The organism is Streptomyces sp. NBC_00057, assembly GCF_045041165.1.
Taxonomy (GTDB): domain Bacteria; phylum Actinomycetota; class Actinomycetes; order Streptomycetales; family Streptomycetaceae; genus Streptomyces.
The window spans coordinates 6287011-6306573 of record NZ_CP108256.1; the positions used below are offsets into that span (position 1 = coordinate 6287011).

Sequence of the window (19563 nt, forward strand, 5' to 3'; positions counted from 1 at the left end):
CGCGGCACAGCTGTCGTAACCCACCCGTAGACTTCACCCGTGGCAGGCAGGATCAATGACGACGATGTGAAGGCGGTACGGGACGCGGTCCCGATCGACGCCGTCGTTTCCGAGTATCTCCAGCTGCGCAACGCCGGCGGTGGCAACCTCAAGGGCCTCTGCCCGTTCCACGACGAGAAGTCCCCCTCCTTCCAGGTCAGTCCGAGCAAGGGTCTCTTCCACTGCTTCGGTTGCCAGGAGGGCGGCGACACGATCGCCTTCGTGATGAAGATCGACCATCTCTCGTTCTCCGAGACGGTCGAGCGGCTCGCCGCCAAGGCGGGCATCACCCTGCGGTACGAGGAGGGCGGGTACAACCCCTCCCACCAGCGCGGTGAGCGCATCCGGCTGGTCGAGGCGCACAAGGTGGCAGCCCAGTTCTATGTCGACCAGCTGGATGGCCCCGAGGCCGAGATCGGCCGGAAGTTCCTCGCCGAGCGCGGCTTCGACCAGGCGGCGGCCGCCCATTTCGGCGTCGGCTACAGCCCGGCGGGCTGGGACCACCTCACCCGCTATCTGCGCGGCAAGGGCTTCAGCGACAAGGAACTGATCACCTCCGGCCTCTCCCAGGACGGCAGGCGCGGCCCCATCGACCGATTCCGCGGCCGGCTGATGTGGCCGATCAGCGACACCTCCGGCGATGTCGTCGGCTTCGGCGCCCGCAAGCTGCGCGACGACGACAACGGACCGAAGTACCTCAACACCCCCGAGACCGCGATCTACAAGAAGTCCCAGGTGCTGTACGGCATCGACCTGGCGAAGAAGGACATCGCGAAGGCCAGCCGGGCCGTGGTCGTCGAGGGCTACACCGACGTCATGGCCTGCCATCTCGCCGGGATCACCACCGCCATCGCCACTTGCGGTACGGCCTTCGGCGGCGACCACATCAAGATCCTGCGCCGCCTCCTGATGGACAACGGCAGCGCCCGGGTGATCTTCACCTTCGACGGTGACGCGGCCGGGCAGAAGGCCGCCCTGCGCGCCTTCGAGGACGACCAGAAGTTCGCCGCCGAGACGTACATCGCGATCGCCCCGGACAACATGGACCCGTGCGATCTGCGCCTGGCCAAGGGTGACGAGGCCGTCCGTGACCTGGTCGAACCCCGCACCCCGCTCTTCGAGTTCGCGCTCCGCCAGATCGTCGGCCGGTACGACCTGGAGACCCCGGCCGGCCGCGGCGCCGCGCTCGACGAGGCGGCACCCGTCGTCGCCCGGATCAAGAACAGCTCCTCGCAGCACGAGGTCGCCGTGCAGCTGGCCGGCATGCTCGGAATCCTGGACACCCAGTTCGTGGTCAAGCGCGTCGGCCAGCTCGCCCGCTGGGCCCGCGAGCGGGGCGAGCAGCGGGGCCCCGCGCAGGGCCCGTCCCGCGGTGGCCCCCAGCCCCAGCAGGTCCGGACGCCCGCCGCCCCCTCGGGCCCCGCCCTCAACCTCCGCAGCCCCGCCCACCGCACCGAGCGCGAGCTGCTCAAGCTCGCCCTGCAGAAACCCGCCCTCGTCTCACCGGCCTTCGACGCCTACGGGGCCGACGAGTTCACCGCCCCGCCGTACGCCGCGGTCCGGCAGTGTGTCGCGGAGGCGGGCGGCGCCGAGATGGGTGTCCCGGAGACCCGCGAATACCTCGTTCAGGTGCTGGATGCGGCCCCCAACGACACGGTGCGCAATCTGGTCACCGAGCTGGCGGTGGAGGTCTTCCACGGCAAGACCATCGACGAGACCTACGCGGGCATGCAGCTCGTCCAGGTCCGCCTGCGCGCCGTCGACCGCCGGATCAACGACGTACAGGGCAGCCTCGCCCGTCTCGGCAGCAATGTCGCCCCGGACCATCTCGCGGCCGCGCAGAACGAGGTCTGGGTCCTCCAGCAGTACGCACAGGCCCTGCGCAACAACGGCGCCGACGCGCTCTGACGCGAGGTTCCGGCGCCGCGACCCGGGACGTCGCACCGGGTCCGTCCGGTCGCAGTTCCGTCCTCGATCGCCGGACGGGCTCGAAGAACCCACCCGTCCCCGTAACCGCTCGGTCACGGACCGGACTCAGAAAGTCCCCGCACGCCCCTCGTGGCAGCGATGTGTCTTCCCCCACACTGGGGGGCGGTGCCTGAGTCATCGGAGCGCGGCCGGCCCACCGAACGGTGGTCCTCCACCCCCGCGATCCGGCAGCGATCACCTGGAGGTCGCCCCCGTGCAGACCCGGACCCTGACCGAAACCGAGCATGTCTCGGCAATACCCGCGCAGAACCGGGCCGTGCATCATCCGGAGGCCGCGGTGGAGCCGCAGACACCATCCGATCCACCCGAGGCACTCATGGAGGAGTTGCCGGAGGCGCCCGAAACGCCTGAGCCGCGGGGCCGCCCGGAGACCTCCGGCCCGTCCTCCGATCTCTTCCGCCAGTATCTGCGGGAGATCGGCCGGATTGCGCTGCTCACGGCCGCCGACGAGGTGGAGCTCGCCCGCCGCGTCGAGGCCGGTCTCTTCGCCGAGGAACGGCTCGCGAGCACCCCGGACCCGGACACCCGACTGGCCGTCGATCTCGACCGGTTGGTGGTCATGGGGCGGATGGCCAAGCGCCGTCTCATCGAGGCCAACCTCCGCCTCGTTGTTTCCGTCGCCAAACGCTATGTCGGCCGCGGGCTGACCATGCTCGATCTGGTCCAGGAGGGAAATCTCGGACTGATCAGGGCGGTCGAGAAGTTCGACTACGCCCGGGGCTACAAGTTCTCGACGTACGCGACCTGGTGGATCCGGCAGGCCATGTCCCGCGCCCTCGCCGACCAGGCGCGGACCATACGGGTCCCGGTCCATGTCGTCGAACTGATCAACCGCGTCGTACGGGTCCAGCGCCGGATGCTCCAGGAGCGCGGCTACGAGCCGACGCCCGAGGAGGTCGCCGACCAGCTCGACCTCACCCCGGAACGGGTCGGCGAAGTCCTGCGGCTCGCCCAGGAACCCGTCTCGCTGCACGCCCCGGTCGGCGAGGAGGAGGATGTCGCCCTCGGTGACCTGATCGAGGACGGCGACGCCGCGTCCCCGGTCGAGTCGGCCGCGTTCCTGCTGCTGCGCGAGCACCTGGAAGCGGTGCTCTCCACCCTGAACGAGCGTGAGCGCAAGGTGGTCCAGCTGCGCTACGGGCTGGCCGACGGGCGGCCCCGCACACTTGAGGAGATAGGCAGGATCTTCGGCGTGACACGCGAACGCATCCGCCAGATCGAGTCCAAGACACTCAACAAGCTGCGGGACCACGCCTTCGCCGACCAGCTTCGCGGCTACCTCGACTGACCCCGCAGGGACGCCGGGCCGTACGGGCACCGCCGCTGGGCGGGTCGGGTCGGCACCTCGCCCATGAGAGTGGCCCGGTCGGGCCCGAAGAAGGAGGACCCGTACCGCCGGCCGGCGGTACGGGCCCTCCTCATGCGCTGACTGCTTCTTCTAGTCGACCTCGGCGACCGCCTGCGCGAACTGTGCCGAATACAGCCGGGCGTACGCGCCCTCGGCATCCAGCAGTTCGTCGTGCGTGCCCTGTTCGACGATCGAGCCGTTCTCCATCACCAGGATGACGTCGGCATCCCGGATGGTGGAGAGCCGGTGCGCGATCACAAAGCTCGTACGACCGTGCGCCAGGCGCGCCATCGCCTTCTGGATCAGTACCTCGGTACGGGTGTCGACGGAGCTCGTCGCCTCGTCGAGCACCAGGATCACCGGGTCGGACAGGAACGCCCGCGCGATGGTGATCAACTGCTTCTCGCCCGCGCTGACGCCGGAGCCCTCGTCGTCGATCACCGTGTCGTAGCCGTCCGGCAGGGTGCGGATGAAACGGTCGGCGTGGGCCGCCTTCGCCGCCTCCTCGATCTCCTCCCGGGTGACCTCGCGCGAAGCGCCGTACGCGATGTTCTCCGCGATCGACCCGCCGAACAGCCAGGTGTCCTGGAGGACCATGCTGATCCCCGACCGCAGGTCGTCGCGCGACATGTTCGCCACGTCGACCCCGTCGAGGGTGATCCGGCCGCCCGTCACCTCGTAGAACCGCATCAGCAGATTGACGAGCGTGGTCTTGCCGGCGCCGGTCGGGCCGACGATCGCGACCGTGTGACCCGGTTCGACGTTCAGCGACAGATCCTCGATGAGCGGCTTCTCCGGGTCGTAACGGAACGACACCTTCTCCAGCGAGACGCTGCCCCGCAGCTCCTCGGGGCGCTCGCCCGTACCGGGCGCGGGATCGGCTTCCTGCTCCTCGGCGTCCAGCAGCTCGAAGATCCGCTCGGCCGACGCGATACCCGACTGCACCAGGTTCGCCATCGAGGCGACCTGGGTCAGCGGCATCGAGAACTGCCGCGAGTACTGGATGAAGGCCTGCACATCACCGATCGACAGCGAACCCGAAGCGACCCGCAGACCACCGACGACGGCGATCAGCACATAGTTCAGGTTGGAGACGAACATCATCAGCGGCTGCATGATCCCGCTGTTGAACTGCGCCTTGAAGCCCGCCTCGTAGAGCGCCTCGTTCTGCTCGGCGAAGTCCTTCGCGGACTCCTCCTGCCGGCCGAAGACCTTCACCAGGGTGTGCCCGGTGTACATCTCCTCGATATGGGCGTTGAGCTTGCCCGTCACCTTCCACTGCTGCACGAACTGGGGCTGCGACCGCTTGCCGACCTTTGTCGCCACGACCACCGAGAGCGGCACCGTCACCAGTGCGACCAGCGCCAGCAGCGGCGAGACCCAGAACATCATGATCAGTACGCCGACGATGGTGAGCAGGGAGTTGATGAGCTGGCCCATCGTCTGCTGCATCGTCTGCGAGATGTTGTCGATGTCGTTCGTCGCCCGGCTGAGTACCTCGCCGCGCTTGGCCCGGTCGAAGTAGGACAGCGGCAGCCGCGACAGCTTCGTCTGGATGTCCTCGCGCAGCTGGAACACGACCCGGTTGATGATCCGGATCGACAGCCTGGTCGCCACCAGCATCAGCAGCCCGGCACCGACGTAGACCACCAGCGCAGCCAGCAGTACGTCGCCCACCGCACCGAAGTCGATGCCGTGACCGGGTGTGAAGTCCACCCCGGAGAGCATGTCGGCGAGGCCGCTGTTGGTCCTGCGCAGGCCCTCGACGGCCTGTTCCTTGGTCGTTCCCTCCGTCATGCTCCGGCCTATGACCCCGGCGAACACCAGGTCGGTCGCCCTGCCGAGGATCTTCGGTCCGACCACCGACAGGCCGACGCTCAGCACACAGGCCGCCAGCATCACGTACAGCGAGGTCTTCTCCGTGGCGAAGCGTTTCAGCAGCCGCTTCGATGACCCCTTGAAGTCCATGGACCGGTCGGTCGGCGCCCCGCCCGCCATCATGCGTCCGCCAGGCCCGGCCATTACGCGGCCTCCGCTTCCGTCAGCTGGGAGAGCACGATCTCCCGGTACGTGTCATTGCCGTCCATCAGCTCGTGATGGGTGCCGGAGCCGACGACCCGGCCCTCGTCCAGCACCAGGATCCGGTCGGCGTCACGGATGGTGGACACCCGCTGCGCCACGATCACCACGGTGGCCTCGGCCGTCTCCTGCGAGAGCGCCCCGCGCAGTGCGGCGTCGGTCGCGTAGTCGAGCGCGGAGAACGAGTCGTCGAAGAGGTAGATCTCCGGCCGCTGCACCAGCGTCCTGGCGATCGCCAGACGCTGCCGCTGTCCGCCGGAGACATTGGTGCCGCCCTGCGCGATCGGCGCGTGCAGGCCGTGTTCCAGCGCCTCGACGAACTCCTTGGCCTGCGCGACCTCCAGCGCGTGCCACAGCTCCTCGTCGGTGGCGTCCGGGTTTCCGTACCGCAGATTCGTCGCGACCGTCCCGGAGAACAGATACGGCTTCTGCGGAACGAGACTCACGGTCTTCGCCAGCAGCGCCGGCTCCAGCGTCCGTACGTCCGTGCCGTCGACCAGTACCTGGCCGTCCGTCACATCGAACAGCCGCGGTACGAGTCCGAGCAGCGTCGACTTGCCGCTGCCCGTCGACCCGATGATCGCGGTGGTCTCGCCGGGACGGGCCACCAGATCCACCGACCGCAGCACCGGCTCCTCGGCGCCGGGGTAGCGGAAGTCCGCGCCGCGGACCTCCAGATGCCCGTGGGCGCGCAGCTCGCGGACCGGCTCGACCGGCGGAACCACGCTCGACTCGGTCTCCAGGACCTCCTGGATGCGCTCGGCACAGACCTCGGCGCGCGGCACCATCATGAACATGAAGGTGGCCATCATCACCGACATGACGATCTGCATCAGATAGGCGAGGAACGCGGTCAGCGCGCCGATCTCCATGCCGCCGCTGTCGATGCGGTGGGCACCGAACCAGACCACGGCGATCGAGGACACATTCACGACCGTCATCACGGTCGGGAACATCAGCGCCATCAGCCGGCCCGTGGACAGCGCCACATCGGTCAGCTCGTTGTTGGCGCCGCGGAAACGCTCCTCCTCGTAACGGTCACGGACGAAGGCGCGGATCACGCGGTTGCCGGTGATCTGCTCGCGCAGCACCCGGTTCACGGTGTCGACCCGCTCCTGCATGGTGCGGAACAGCGGCCGCATCCGCTTGACGATCAGGCTCACCGCGATGCCGAGCACCGGCACCACCGCGAGCAGCACGGCCGAAAGCGGGACGTCCTGGCCGAGCGCCATGATGATGCCGCCGACGCACATGATCGGCGCCGACACCATCAGGGTGAACGTCATCAGCACCAGCATCTGGACCTGCTGGACGTCATTGGTCGTACGTGTGATCAGCGAGGGTGCGCCGAACCGCCCGACCTCACGCGCCGAGAACGACTGCACCCGGTCGAAGATCGACGCCCGGACATCACGGCCGAGGGCGGACGCGGTGCGGGCGCCGTAATAGACGGCCCCCATGTTGCAGACCACCTGGGCGATGCTGACGGCGATCATGATGCCGCCGAACTCCAGGATGTAGCCCGTGTCCCCCTTGACGACACCGTTGTCGATGATGTCGGCGTTCAGCGTGGGCAGATAGAGGCTGGCGCAGGTCTGCAGGAGTTGGAGGAGGACCAGGAGCAGGATGGGTTTCTTGTACGGACCGAGATAGGCCCGCAGGAGTTTTATGAGCACGCGTGTCTCTCGGAGTCGGCAGAGGTCGGGAGTCGACCCATTTTCCGGTACCCCCGACTGGGACTGCGAACGATTTTATTCAAGACCAGGTCAAAAAAAAGACCGAGTACATATGCTGAAGATCGATCTCCGTCAGGTGTACCCGGTCATGTCACGCAGGGTGGCCGGCTCAGGGCGCGGAGTCGAACGCCCCCGGATGAATCTGGTCGCGCGTGGCCACGTACTGCTGGCGCACCGCCCGGCCGACCGCCGGCTCCTCGCCCGGCTCCAGCACCTGCGCCGCGGCACCCTGCCAGGCAGGGGGAGTGAGCGGATCGGCCGTCCCCTGCGAGACCCCCAGTGCCCAGGCCGCCTGCCGGGCCGCGCCCAGCGCCGCGTACTCGGCGGGCTGCGGCACGACCACCTGCGTACCGAACAGTGCGGGCGCGAGCCCCTGCACTGCGGGCAGTTCGGCCGCCGCCCCCAGCAGGAACACCCGCCGCACCTCGACACCGCGGCCGCGCAGTACATCGAGCGCGTCGGCCAGCGAGCACAGCATTCCCTCGAAGGCCGCCCGCGCCAGATGCTCCGGCTTCATCGACTCGCGCCGCAGCCCGCACAGCGTCCCCGCCGCGTGCGGCAGATGCGGGGTGCGCTCGCCCTCCAGATACGGCAGGAGTACGAGCCCGGAGGCGCCCGGCGTCGACTTCAGCGCCAGCGCGGACAGCTCCTCCAGCCCCTCCACGCCCAGCATCTCGACGGACCCGCGCAACGCACGTACCGCATTCGACGTGTACACCACCGGCAGATGCATCCCGGTCGCGTCCGCGAACGAAGTGATCATCCCGCTCGGATCGGACAGCGCCTCATGGTGCACCGCCATGACCGAACCCGATGCGCCCAGCGACACCACCGCATCGCCGGCCCCGACCCCGAGCCCGAACGCCGCCGCCATCGTCTCGCCGGTCCCCGCGGAGATCAGCAGCCCCTCGGGCGTCGTCCCGGCCGCATCGGAGGGGCCGAGCACCTCGGGCAGCGCCGCCTGGTGCCCGAGCGCGAGCTCCACCAGGTCGGGCCGGTAGGCACCACTGCCCGCCGACCAGTAACCGGTGCCGGACGCGGCGCCCCGGTCGGTGGTCCGCCGGGCCGGCCGCCCCAGCAGCTGCCACACAAGCCAGTCGTGCGGCTGCAGCACCGAGGCCACGCGCTGGGCCGACTCCGGCTCGGTCCGCGCCAGCCAGCGCAGCTTCGACACCGGCTGCGCGGCCTGCGGCACCGATCCGACCGCCTCGGCCCAGGACTGCCGCCCGCCGAGCGCGTCGATCAGATCGGCCGCGGCAACCTGCGCCCGCCTGTCATTGCCGAGCAGCGCAGGGCGTACGAGATTGCCCTGGTGGTCCAGCGGCACCAGACCGTGCTGCTGTGCGGAGACACCGATGGCCTGCACGCCTTCGAGCAGTCCTCCGGTGGCGGCCTCACCGAGCGAGAGCAGCCACGCCTGCGGGTCGACCTCGGTGGCCTTCGCCTCGACGGGGTGTGCGGCGTACCCCCGGCGCAGCACGGCGCCCGTGTCCGTATCGCAGACGACGATGTGTGTGAAGGCGGAAGAACTGTCCAAGCCCGCGACTATGCCCATGCCCAAGATTCTGCCGCACCGCCGGAGCGTTTCCGTACCGGTGGCGCGGCAGTGGGCGGGCGGTCCCGACTAGGTGTTGGTGGTGCCCCAGTCGTCCTCGCCGTTCTGGCCGCGGTCCCGCAGCGAGCGCACCCGGTCGGCCACCGAGGCGGGCACCTTCTCGCCGACCTTGTCGCTGACCGCGTGGTAAGCCTTGCCGGCCAGATCGCGCCCGCTCTGTGCCGCGGACTCGGCGGTATTGCGCACGGCCGGATTCTGGGCGAACTGACGTGCGGACTTCTTCAGCTGCTCGTAACGCTCGCGCCCGGCCCGCGCGCCGATCACGTATCCGAGGGCCAGTCCGGCGATGAACGTGAGCCGGTACCGCATGGCTGCCACCCTTCCTTGCTCAGTGCGACGTGTGCTGCCCGCCTACCCGCGGGCACCCGAGATCACCCCGGTCGATACCGATTGGCAAAGCACCCCCCTGCTTGCGCTAATGTATGTGTCGCAGCGAACGCGCGCCGCCCGGCAGGAGCCAGGCAGGTAGGGTTCGGTGCAAACGCAGCAATCCCCTGTAGCTCAATTGGCAGAGCAGCCGGCTGTTAACCGGCAGGTTACTGGTTCGAGTCCAGTCGGGGGAGCGCGATCCCCTGTAGCTCAATTGGCAGAGCATTCGGCTGTTAACCGGAGGGTTACTGGTTCGAGTCCAGTCGGGGGAGCGGAACGAAAGAGGACCCTGCGGGGTCCTCTTTCGCGTGCCTGTCGTCGGCTCTTCGCCGTGGTACGTGTGGGGTGCACGTGACTTTTTCGCGTCTACTTCGCTCCGTTCGGAACCGGGCAGGGAGTGGCGCGGTCTTCGTGGTCATGCGAAGCCGACCATCCGGAGCGAGAGATCGTATGACCGGCTATGCTGCGGCAGACGGCGCGCACACTTGTACGCGCCACGCCGAAAAGGGGCGGTAGCTCAGCCGGTTAGAGCAGCGGACTCATAATCCGTCGGCCGTGGGTTCGAGTCCCACCCGCCCCACTGCCGCTGTTCCCGGCAGAATCGTTATGACCTGCGCATATGCAGGCGGCAGGGCCCTCATGGATTCCGTGGGGGCCCTCACCATAGCCCCGGACCAAGATCAAGTGTCCGCGCCGCGGCCCCGGCGCGTCGCCGGTCGGCGCTCTCACGCCGTCAGGGGTCTTGCGGGCGCGCCCGGTTGTGTGCGATGTGGTGCGGCCGCGAAGGGTCCGTCAGGCCCGTGTCCTCTATGTGATGACCTGCTTCAGGCTCTGGCGGCGAGCTTTGCCGTGGGCAAAGGTGTCCCGTAGCTGAACGGCTGTCCAGGTCCTGGCTCTGGAGGGTGTCCAGAGAGTCACTTATGACAACGCTCCGAAGGTTTACGGTATTTCGTGACTTTTATCCGAATTGCTGCTTGTACGACTTGTTGGTCGTAGGGGGCAGTCGTAGTGTCGGTAGTGCCGCAGCAAGAGCAAGGAGCGGCGCAGATACCCTCCAAAGGAGACGAAGATGAACGTACGCAGCATCTTCGACCACAGGGACAGGGACCACGACGGCTACGGACGCGGCGGCGGCGGTTACGGACGCGGCGGCGGCGGCTATGGACGCGGCGGCGGCGGTTACGGACGCGGCGGCGGCGGCTATGGACGCGGCGGCGGCGGTTACGGACGCGGCGGCGGCGGCGGCGGACGTGGTGGCGGCGGCGGGTACGGTCGCTGACCCGACATCCCCGACACCATCCCCAAAGCGAGGCGGGCTCGCGCTCCGGCGCGGGTCGGCCTCGCGGTTTTGGGGTCCGCGCCTATGGAGATGGTCCATAGTCCGAGCACCTCTGTGACGTGACGCCCATGCGCCCCCGCAGCTCATCCCGGCGCCCAGCGCCCCCCGAAGAGACTTCTCAGGACTCGGTGACGGATGTTCCGATCCGCACGGATCCCATCAGTATCGTCATGGCGTTCCGGCGCTTCTGGCCCCTGACCAAGGGCGACCGGCGCTGGCTCGTCCTCATCTTCCTGTGCGCCGTCCTGGCCGCCATCGCCGAGACCATCACGGTTCTGCTCTTCGCCAAACTCACCGACACCGCTCTGCAGACCGGCTCCGTCAGTGCCTTCTGGAAACCCGCCGGCCAGTGGCTCGCCGTGGCCATCGTCGGTGCCGTGGTGGGATATCTGGGCAACTCGATCGCGGCCTGGGTCGCCGAACGCTTCGTGATGCGGCTGCGGGCCCGTGTCTTCAGCCATCTTCAGACGCTCCCGCCGCACTTCTACCAACGCAACCGCCGCGGTGACCTGGTGGAGCGGCTGACGGGTGACGTGGAAGCCATCGAAGCGCTCGTGGTCTCCGGCATCGTCGGGGCGGCCTCGGCCCTGTTCGGTACGCTCTTCTACGCGGCCGCCGCCGTGTGGCTGCGCTGGGATCTGGCCCTGGCCACCTTTGTCATGGTGCCGCTCTTCTGGTTCACGACCACCCGTTTCGCCGGACCCCTGAGAGCGGTGTCCCGGCGCGGCCGCGCGGCGGACGGCGCCATCACGGCAGTGGTCGAGGAGACGTTGGTCAACGTCGTCATGACCCAGGCGTACAACCGGCAGCACGACGAGGAGGAGCGGCTCCTCAGCAAGGCACGTATCCGGCTGAAGACAGCGGTGAAGGCTGTCCGTCTCACCGAGTTCTACGAGCAACTCGTCGAGGTCCTCGAAACGTTGTGCGTCCTGGCGATCATCGGTCTGGGGGCGTGGGAGATCTCCCAGCAGCGGATGACGCTCGGACAGCTGCTGGCCTTCGCCGCCTTCATCGGCTACCTCTACCCGCCGATCCGCTCCCTGGGCCAGCTGGGCCTGACGGCCACCGCCGCGACCGCGGGAGCCGAACGGCTGCTGGAGATCCTCGACGCCGAGCCCGCCGTCACCGATCCGGCCGCCTCCGTGCCCGCCCCGCCCCGCAACCGCGCGCTCGGCGAGGTGGAGGCGTGTCAGGTCCTCTTCCACTACCCCGGCAGCAGCGAGCCGGTTCTCCGGGATCTCTCGCTCACCGCGAGCCCCGGGGAACTGCTGGTCGTCACCGGCCCCAGTGGCGCGGGCAAGTCGACCCTGGCGGCTCTGCTGCTGAGGTTCTACGACCCGGATGCCGGCAGTATCCGGCTGGACGGCGTGTCCGTGGACCAGCTGCCGCTGACCTACCTCCGCCGGAACATCACGCTGCTGCCCCAGGACACGCTCGTCCTGCACGACAGCATCGAGGAGAACATCGGCTGCGGGCGCACGGATGTGAGCCACCGTGACGTCGTGGAAGCCGCGAAGGCGGCCGACGCCCATGGGTTCATCCGTACCCTGCCAGAGGGATATGACACCGTCATTTCCACCGGCACTTCGCGGCTCTCCGGAGGCCAGCTGCAGCGCATCGCGATCGCCCGCGCCATGCTGCGCGACGCGCCCGTCCTCCTTCTCGACGAGCCCACCACCGGACTGGACAGAATGGCCGCACAGCGCATCCTCGCGCCGCTGCGGCGCCTTGCCGAGGGACGCACCACCATCGTGATCACGCACGACCTGGCCCTTGCCGCGGACGCCGACCGCATCCTTGTTCTGGACGAGGGACGTCTGGTGGAGTCGGGCACGCATACCCAACTCCTGGGCCGGAGAGGTCTGTACGCCACTCTGTTCGAGCGCCGTGACCAACAACCGCATAACGGCACCGTGTACTCGCCTGCCCGCCCGTCAGGAATCCACTGGCGGTAGGCGGGCGGGAGCGGGCGGCGAACTGCGCGACCGGTCGCGCCTCCTGACGTGGAGGAATGGCCGGGAACAGGCTGTGCCCGATGGGGAACGGGCCACCGGACACACGCCGGTCGTTACCATCCGCTGTGACCGAAACAGCCGATGAACCTGCACGCCGCACACGAATACTCGCCGATCTGACGCCGCTGCGGACCTCCCCCGACTACCGGCGGCTCTGGTTCGGGAACACGGTCTCCTGGATCGGGCAGGGAATGACGGCGCTCGCCGTCTCGCTCCAGGTCTACGACATCACCGGGTCCGCCTTCTCGGTCGGGCTCATCGGGTTCTGTTCGTTCCTGCCGCTGGTCTTCTTCGGGCTGTACGGCGGGGCCGTCGCGGACACCATCGACCGCCGCAAGCTGGGACTGGCCAGCTCCGCGGGGTCGTTCGTCCTCTCCGTCGGGCTGGTCGCCGCCACCGTCGCCGGGGTGGAGCAGGTGGGGCTGCTGTACGCGGTCGTCGCCCTGCAGGCGGCCTGCTTCGCGGTCAACGCACCGGCCCGCAGCTCGATGATCGCCCGGCTGCTGCCGGCCGAGCAACTGCCCGCGGCCAACGCGCTCACCTCCATGACCAGCACCACCGGCACGCTGGTCGGGCCGATGCTCGGCGGGATCGTCGTCGGCTGGTGGGGGTACCGGGCCGCGTACACCGTCGACGCCGTCACCTTCACCGCCTCGCTGTACGCGATGTGGCGGCTGCCCTCGATGCTGCCGGAACGGGGGGAGGGCGCGGGCGACAAACGGGCATCCGTCGCGGACGGGCTGCGCTTCCTCGGGACCAGGCCCAATCTGCGGATGACCTTCTTCACCGACATGTGCGCCATGCTGCTGGCCCATCCCCGGGCGCTGTTCCCCGTCGTCGCCGTGGTCTGGTACGGCGGTGACGCGAAGACCACTGGGCTGCTCGTCGCCGCTCCGGCGCTGGGGGCGCTGCTCGGCGGGGTGTTCTCCGGCTGGCTGGGTCGCATCCGCCGCCAGGGCCTCGTCGTGCTCCTCGCCGTCGCCTGCTGGGGCACCGCCATCGCGCTCTTCGGGCTGACCCGTCAGCTCTGGCTCGGACTGATCTTCCTGGCGCTCGCCGGTGCCGCGGACACCACCTCGATGGTCTTCCGGAACACCATGCTCCAGGCGGCCGTGCCTGACGAGATGCGGGGACGGCTGCAGGGCGTGTTCATCGTCGTCGTGGCGGGCGGACCGAGGCTCGGCGACTTCCTGGCCGGATCGGTCGCCGATCTGACCTCGCCCGGCCTGGCGGTGACCGGCGGTGGGATCGCCTGTGTCGTCGCCGTATCGCTGCTGGGGCTGCGGTGGCGCGGGTTCGCGCGGTACGACGCGAAGGACCCGCAGCCCTGACGGCTCAGTCCTCGGGCGGATCCGGCCGCACCACGGCGCGGGCGACGCCGAGTTCCACCAGGTCCTGGGGGCGCAGCCGCAGCTGGTCGGCCGTGGCATGCACCTCGTCCGGGGTGCGCTTCAGGATCGCCGCCGCCAATTCCGGGGCGATCACCGAGAAATAGCTGTCCTGGGTGACATAGGTGTTCCCCGGTGCCGCCAGGGCCAGTGCGCCGCCCGAACCGCCCTCGCCGATCACCAGCGTCGTGACGGGGACCCTGGCCTCGGCTATCGCCGCGAAGGTGTCGGCGATGGCCGCGCCCGCGCCCGCCCGTTCCGCCTCTGCGTCGTTCGCCGCGCCCGGGGTGTCGATCAGGGTGAGCACGGGAACACCGAGCCGGTCGGCCAGCCGGATCACCCGGGCCGCCGTGCGGTAGCCGGCCGGGCGGGTCGCGGTGCCGCACTGGGCGACGTACGCGATCGTCCGGCCGTCGCGCCGCCCGAAACCACAGCTCAGCCCCGGATCCGTACCACCGCAGCGGTCGCCGCCGAGCGGGAGCCGGTGGTCGAAATACGCGTCCAGATACGCCTCGGCGCGCGGCCGGGAAGGGGAGCGGGCCTGCCGGACCGCGTCCCAGCCGGTCACCGGGAGACCGGTGGCGGACAGGGCGTCCGGCACGGGAGCGGGGCCGGGGGCCGGGGAACCGGGTGCGTGGAGCGCCTGCAGCCAGCGGGCCACTGTCTCCGGGAGCTCGTCAGGCGGGACGACGGCGTCGATCTGGCCCGCGGCCAGCTGGCCCTCGGCGGTGTACGCGTGGGGGTCCGCGTCCGCGGGCCGCACCCGGGACCCGGCGAACCCCACCTGGGCGCCCGGCAGCGCCAGGATCACATCGGCGCCCGCGCCCAGCGTTGCCCAGCCGCCGCCCGTCGTCGGATCACGCAGGACCGCGAGCTGAGCGGGGCCGGCCGCCCGAAGCCGCGCCGAGGCGCGGGCCACGCGCTGCAGCTGGGTCAGGGCGACCATGCCCTCCTGCATCCGGCTGCCGCCCGTCGCGATGAGCGAGACCAGCGGAAGCTCCCGGGTGCGGGCGGCCTCGTACGCGGCCTCCAGCAGGTCCCCGGTGCGCTGCCCGAGTGAGCCGCCCAGGAATCCGAACTCGAACGAGACCAGGACACAGCTCCGGCCGCCGACGGAGGCGAGGCCGTGGACGACGGACTCCTCCTCGCCGGTACGAGTGGCGGCGCGGGCCCGGGAGTCCGCGTACCCGGCCCAGGACAGGGGCCCGTCCCCATCCGTGTCGTGGTCGGCCACGCCGGATTCGACGAGCTCCTCGAACTCGGTGGTGAGGGCCGCGATCGCCGCCCTCGCCGTCAGCCGGTCACGCATGGAGCGACCGCTTCATGATCTTGCCCAGGTCGTTGCGGGGCAGAGCGTCCAGGTAGCGGACCGTGCGCGGGCGCTTGTGCGGGGACAGCTGGGCGGCCACATGGTCCGCGAGCTCGTCCTCCGTCGGGGGCGAGGCGGGGTCGGCCGGCACCACCCAGGCGACGATCCGCTCGCCCAGATCCGGGTCCGGCTCACCGGTGACGGCGGCCTCGCGGACACCGGGGTGGTCGAGGAGCGCGTTCTCGATCTCACCGGCGCCGATCTTGTACCCGCCGCTCTTGATCAGATCGGTGGCCTTGCGGCCGACGATCCGTACATAGCCGTCGGTGTCACGGGTGGCCATGTCTCCCGTACGGAACCAGCCGTCCTCGGTGAGCGCGGCGGCCGTGGCGTCGGGGTGGTTCAGATAGCCGGTGAAGAGGTTCGTACCGCGCACCTGGATCTCGCCGATGGCGTCGGGACCGGTGAGTACGGTGCCGTCCTCCTCGACCAGGCGGAGCTCGACGCCGCGCAGGGGTGCGCCGACCGTGCCGGGGCGTGGTTCGCCGTCGGCCCGGACACCCGTGTTCATCAGGGTCTCCGTCATGCCGTACCGCTCGATGACCCGGCGGCCGGTCGCCGCCGCGATCCGCTCGTGGTCGTGGACCGGCAGTGCGGCAGACCCGGACACCAGCAGCCGGGCCCCGGCCAGCGCCTTCGCCAGCTCGGCCGCACCGGGGGCGGAGCCGTCGAGGGCCTCGGCCAGCCGGTGGTACATCGTCGGTACGCCGAAGAGCATCGTGCCGCCGGACGACAGCTCCCGGGCCACATCGTCGGTGGAGAACCTGCCCAGGTGCCGCACCGATCCGCCACGGCGCAGCGGACCGAGCACGCCCAGGATCAGACCGTGCACATGGAACAGCGGCAGGGCGTGGACGAGCACGTCGTCGCCGGTCCACTGCCAGGCGTCCTCCAGCGCGTCCAGCGACGCGGCGATCGCCCGCCGCGGCAGGATCGCGCCCTTGGGCGGACCCGTGGTGCCGGAGGTGTAGACGATCAGCGCGGGGGACTCGGGGGAGGGCTCCAAAAGCGCGGCGCTGCCGCCCTCGCCGTCCGGGGCCGTGTCGACATCGATACGGTCCAGCGTGTCCAGCACCGGCGGGAGCACGTCGCCCGCCCCGGCCAGCACCACGGTCGGTTCGCTGTCGGCCACGATGTGCGCGAGTTCGCGCGTGCCGGTCTTCGGGTTGAGCGGCACCGCCGGCACCCCGGCCCGCAGCGCGGCCACGACGGCGACCACGGTCTCGGGCGTGGGCGTGGCCCAGACGGCGACTCGTGCGGCACCACTGAGACGCGCGGCGAGCGCGGTGGAGGCGGCGGCCAACCGGTCGTACGTCATGGTGTGTTCGCCGAATCGGGTGGCTTCCCGGGCGGAACCGTCATCCGGCACAAACAGAAGAGGAGTCACCTGCCGCACCCTAGATGATCGATTCCAAGGGGTCAGTGGTCAGTAACCAGGGATCGGGTGCCGAACACTTCCTAGCCTTCACGAGCATCGCCTGCACCCTCATCTGCCACCGCTGGCTCGCTCAGTGAGACGAGCATCGAAGTTTTGCTCTTGCTCACAGCTAAACGGCTCTCGCTCAAGGCGGCCTTGAACGGATGTAAGGAGAACCGGCGCCCCGTCACTCAGCACAACTGCTGGCGGTCGCCTCCAGTTCCCTTTACAGATGTGACATTTCGCCAGATCAGATTGCCTTTCGCTGCGGGTCTGGCCCCGTGCATAGTCCTGGGCGGCAAGAGGGCTTTCAGGAAGGGGAATCCGGCACACCATGAGGACCGACAAGACTTCAGGCGGCACGTCGGCAGACATACCACCGCAGTCACGGTGGCGGCCTCGGCCGTCGTGGCTGATTGCGCGAGGGGTGCTGCTCGAACGCGGGCCGCGGCGGACGCTGGCGCTGGCGACGTTCATCAGCATGATCGGCAACGGTCTCTTCATGACCGGCGCCGCTCTGTTCTTTACCCGCTCGGTCGGCCTGTCGGTGACGCAGGTCGGTCTGGCCATGGGGGTGGCGGCCCTGGTGGGCCTGGTGGCTGGGGTGCCGGCGGGGCGGGTGGCCGACCGGCACGGGCCGCGTGAGACGTACCTGGTGATCCAGTGCGTGCAGGCCGCGGCGATGGCGGCGCTGGTGCTGGTGCACTCGTTCTGGGCGTTCGTCCTGACCATCTCCCTCACCCAGTTCGCGGCCTCGGCCGGAGCTGCGGCCCGGGGGCCGCTAACGCGCGGCTTCGCGGGGCCGAACCCGACGAAGTACCGGTCCTACCTGCGGGCGACGGCCAACCTCGCCGGAGCGTGCGGTGCGGTCATGGCCGGCGTGGTGGTGCAGGTGGACACGCGAGGCGCGTACGTGGCACTGATCCTGGCCAACGCCCTGAGTTTCCTGCTCTGCGCGGCCATTGTGACCCGACTGCCACACCTGCCGCCTGCGCGCGAGCCGGAGCCCATATCCGCATCGGAGGCGCCCCCTGCCAGCCAGTGGGGCGTGCTGAAGGACCTCCCGTACATGGTGGTGACCGCGCTCGACTCGCTCCTCTCGCTTCAGGGACACGTTCTGGTGTTCGCGCTACCGCTGTGGATCGTCGGCCACAGCCAAGCACCCCACTGGCTGATCGGGGCATGCGGGGTGGTCAACACGCTGATGGTGGTGGCGTTCCAGGTACGGGCGAGCCGGGGTGTCGTCGACAACGCCTCTGCGGGACGGGGCGCGGTCCGTTCCGGCGTGGCGTTCCTGCTCGGCATGGCGGCGATCGCGGCCGCTGCGGGGATGCCAGGGTGGCTCGCCGCCGTGCTGATCGTCGCGGGTGTCGTCGTGCACACGATCGGCGAGCTCTGGCACGCGGCGGCCTCGTTCGAGCTGAGCTTCGGACTCGCGCCCGCCCAGGCTCAGGGGCAGTACTCCGGACTTCAAGCCACCGGCACGGGCCTGGCGAGCTCCCTGGCGCCGTCGGTCCTGGCCCTGTTCTGCATCGCCTGGGGCGTTCCCGGCTGGCTGGCGCTGGGCGGCGTCTTCGTGCTTGCGGGACTGGCGATGCCGTATGCGGTCCGGTGGGCCGAGCAGAGCCGCGCGGCAGCAGCCAGACAGGACGCTGTTCTGGCATGACCCGGTCCTCGCTTCCGCCCAGGGCGTGCTGGAACGGCTCCCACAACCCACCCGCCGCCAAACACTTAACGATCCTCACCGCGTCCCACAGCTTGAAGCCACCAAGTGAGATGACTTCTAAGACGAGTAATCCGAACGCCCGGCGTTATCGTCAGTGGTCATAGGCGGTCAGTGAGCGAAGGACGGGCTGTCCGGTGTGATCGTTGTGCCAGGTCGCGGCGGTCAGCGCGAGTATTCGCTGCATGACGCGGGCGACGACACCGCGGGGTGTGCGTCCTCGGTGCTGTTCGAGATCGAGTTGGCCCTTGAAGGTCTCGTTGACCGACTCGATGACCTGCCGCAGCGGCTTGAACGGGGATCCGCCAGGCCGCTGCTGTTCGCCCTTGCGGGTCGGCCGTAGCAACTGGATGCCCTGCTGGGCGAGTTCGTGTTCGAGGGTGCGGCCAAAGTAGTTCTTGTCGCCGATCAGGGTCTGGCCGGGCCGGGCGGCGAGGAGGTGCGGTTCGGCCGCGAGGAGGTCCAGCAGGGTCTCGCGCTCGTCGGCCTTGGCGCCGGTCAGGGCGAAGGCTACGGGCAGGCCCTGGAGGGTGCACACCAGGTGCAGTCGCAAGCCCCAGAAGAAGCGGCTGTGGCTGGCGCAGTAGCCGTACTGGGCCCATCCGGCCAGGTCGGAGCGTTTCACGGTCTCCCGTGAGCGGCCGCATTCCACGGGTGTGGAGTCCACGATCCATACGTCGTCGCTCCACACGGAGGTGCTGGTGGCAAGGATCCGGGTGACCCGGCGCAGGAGTTCGGCGGCCTTGCGCAGCCGCTTGTTGTAGCCAGGCTGCTGCGGCAGGTACGGGAAGAGGTGCCGCAGGTGGGCGCGGGCGTGGCGGAGCCACCTGGCCTCGGAGGTGAAACCGAGCATGGCCTGCATCATCGCGAGGGTGACCAGCTCGGCGTTGGTGAGTCGCGGCGCCATTCCCACGGCCGGCCGCCACGGTGCCAGGTCCGGACGCTGCTTCAGCAGGTCGTCGGTCGTCACATACTGTCGCGAGGGTGTCCAGGTTGTTCGTCACAAAACGATCTTGGACGCCCTCGTTGTTCTCGTCTCCGCAGGCACCCCTTGGAATTGATCATCTGGTCCGGCGCCCCTGGGCCCGTCCGCCGACCGGGACAGGAGGCTGCTTGACGGCTGTATCCACCCATTCG

13 protein-coding genes and 3 tRNA genes are annotated in these 19563 nt (G+C 69.4%); 9 read left to right on the forward strand and 7 right to left on the reverse strand.

Translation table 11 applies throughout. From position 1 onward, the window contains the following. The first annotated feature begins 39 nt into the window (after nt 1-39). Together dnaG and OG953_RS29530 are read left to right on the forward strand one after the other, a co-directional pair. Nucleotides 40-1947 carry a DNA primase gene (gene dnaG, locus OG953_RS29525; RefSeq protein WP_405688080.1) on the forward strand — a complete coding sequence of 636 codons (1908 nt, stop codon included), beginning with the start codon at nt 40-42 and terminating at the stop codon, nt 1945-1947. A 274-nt stretch (nt 1948-2221) separates the two neighbouring features. After that, nucleotides 2222-3316 carry an RNA polymerase sigma factor gene (locus OG953_RS29530; protein ID WP_405688082.1) on the forward strand — a complete coding sequence of 365 codons (1095 nt, stop codon included), beginning with the start codon at nt 2222-2224 and terminating at the stop codon, nt 3314-3316. A gap of 150 nt (nt 3317-3466) precedes the next feature. Here the strand turns inward: OG953_RS29530 and OG953_RS29535 are convergent, their stop codons facing one another. From OG953_RS29535 to OG953_RS29550, 4 genes are all read right to left on the reverse strand, one after another. After that, the gene (locus OG953_RS29535) at nt 3467-5398 is read right to left on the reverse strand and encodes an ABC transporter ATP-binding protein (RefSeq protein ID WP_405688083.1); all 1932 of its coding nucleotides are present in this window, start codon (nt 5396-5398) and stop codon (nt 3467-3469) included. Continuing rightward, nucleotides 5398-7131: an ABC transporter ATP-binding protein gene (locus OG953_RS29540; RefSeq protein WP_405688085.1), complete on the reverse strand. Its 1734-nt coding sequence runs from the start codon at nt 7129-7131 to the stop codon at nt 5398-5400. Before OG953_RS29540 ends, OG953_RS29535 begins: the two co-directional genes overlap by 1 nt. 169 nt (nt 7132-7300) lie before the next feature. After that, complete coding sequence (locus OG953_RS29545) at nt 7301-8746, reverse strand: FGGY family carbohydrate kinase (protein WP_405688086.1); 1446 nt, start codon at nt 8744-8746, stop codon at nt 7301-7303. A 69-nt stretch (nt 8747-8815) separates the two neighbouring features. After that, complete coding sequence (locus OG953_RS29550; protein WP_405688087.1) at nt 8816-9115, reverse strand: YtxH domain-containing protein; 300 nt, start codon at nt 9113-9115, stop codon at nt 8816-8818. 181 nt (nt 9116-9296) lie between these two features. Between OG953_RS29550 and OG953_RS29555 the strand changes: the two genes are divergently transcribed. The 6 genes from OG953_RS29555 to OG953_RS29580 all read left to right on the forward strand — a co-directional run bounded on the left by OG953_RS29555 (nt 9297) and on the right by OG953_RS29580 (nt 13860). Further along, nucleotides 9297-9369 (forward strand) — tRNA-Asn (locus OG953_RS29555). 5 nt (nt 9370-9374) lie between these two features. Then, a tRNA-Asn gene (locus OG953_RS29560) sits at nt 9375-9447 on the forward strand. Between the two features lie 234 nt (nt 9448-9681). Further along, nucleotides 9682-9755, forward strand: a tRNA-Ile gene (locus tag OG953_RS29565). Nucleotides 9756-10244: 489 nt separating this feature from the next. Next, the gene (locus OG953_RS29570) at nt 10245-10454 is read left to right on the forward strand and encodes a hypothetical protein (RefSeq protein WP_405688089.1); all 210 of its coding nucleotides are present in this window, start codon (nt 10245-10247) and stop codon (nt 10452-10454) included. Nucleotides 10455-10684: 230 nt separating this feature from the next. Next, entirely contained in the window at nt 10685-12469 is a 1785-nt protein-coding gene (locus OG953_RS29575; protein ID WP_405688090.1) for an ABC transporter ATP-binding protein, read from the forward strand. 125 nt (nt 12470-12594) lie between these two features. Beyond that, entirely contained in the window at nt 12595-13860 is a 1266-nt protein-coding gene (locus OG953_RS29580; protein ID WP_405688091.1) for an MFS transporter, read from the forward strand. A 4-nt stretch (nt 13861-13864) separates the two neighbouring features. Here OG953_RS29580 and OG953_RS29585 read toward each other — a convergent pair whose 3' ends face one another. Together OG953_RS29585 and OG953_RS29590 are read right to left on the reverse strand one after the other, a co-directional pair. Next, nucleotides 13865-15226 (reverse strand): carboxyl transferase domain-containing protein, encoded by a 1362-nt coding sequence (locus OG953_RS29585; protein ID WP_405688093.1) that lies wholly within the window; start codon nt 15224-15226, stop codon nt 13865-13867. Further along, entirely contained in the window at nt 15219-16604 is a 1386-nt protein-coding gene (locus OG953_RS29590) for an acyl-CoA synthetase (RefSeq protein WP_405692134.1), read from the reverse strand. Before OG953_RS29590 ends, OG953_RS29585 begins: the two co-directional genes overlap by 8 nt. A gap of 526 nt (nt 16605-17130) precedes the next feature. Here OG953_RS29590 and OG953_RS29595 point away from each other — a divergent pair. After that, nucleotides 17131-18369 carry an MFS transporter gene (locus OG953_RS29595; RefSeq protein WP_405688095.1) on the forward strand — a complete coding sequence of 413 codons (1239 nt, stop codon included), beginning with the start codon at nt 17131-17133 and terminating at the stop codon, nt 18367-18369. A gap of 151 nt (nt 18370-18520) precedes the next feature. Here the strand turns inward: OG953_RS29595 and OG953_RS29600 are convergent, their stop codons facing one another. Further along, nucleotides 18521-19396 carry an IS982 family transposase gene (locus tag OG953_RS29600; protein ID WP_405688096.1) on the reverse strand — a complete coding sequence of 292 codons (876 nt, stop codon included), beginning with the start codon at nt 19394-19396 and terminating at the stop codon, nt 18521-18523. Between the last annotated feature and the right edge of the window lie 167 nt (nt 19397-19563).

What these genes read in the sequence shown, in the direction of transcription:
- OG953_RS29590 (WP_405692134.1), bottom strand. Translation starts at nt 16,604, where the DNA reads ATGACGTACGACCGGTTGGCCGCCGCCTCCACCGCGCTCGCCGCGCGT.
- OG953_RS29575 (WP_405688090.1), top strand. Translation starts at nt 10,685, where the DNA reads ATGGCGTTCCGGCGCTTCTGGCCCCTGACCAAGGGCGACCGGCGCTGG.
- OG953_RS29545 (WP_405688086.1), bottom strand. Translation starts at nt 8,746, where the DNA reads ATGGGCATAGTCGCGGGCTTGGACAGTTCTTCCGCCTTCACACACATC.
- OG953_RS29585 (WP_405688093.1), bottom strand. Translation starts at nt 15,226, where the DNA reads ATGCGTGACCGGCTGACGGCGAGGGCGGCGATCGCGGCCCTCACCACC.
- OG953_RS29535 (WP_405688083.1), bottom strand. Translation starts at nt 5,398, where the DNA reads ATGGCCGGGCCTGGCGGACGCATGATGGCGGGCGGGGCGCCGACCGAC.
- OG953_RS29550 (WP_405688087.1), bottom strand. Translation starts at nt 9,115, where the DNA reads ATGCGGTACCGGCTCACGTTCATCGCCGGACTGGCCCTCGGATACGTG.
- OG953_RS29570 (WP_405688089.1), top strand. Translation starts at nt 10,245, where the DNA reads ATGAACGTACGCAGCATCTTCGACCACAGGGACAGGGACCACGACGGC.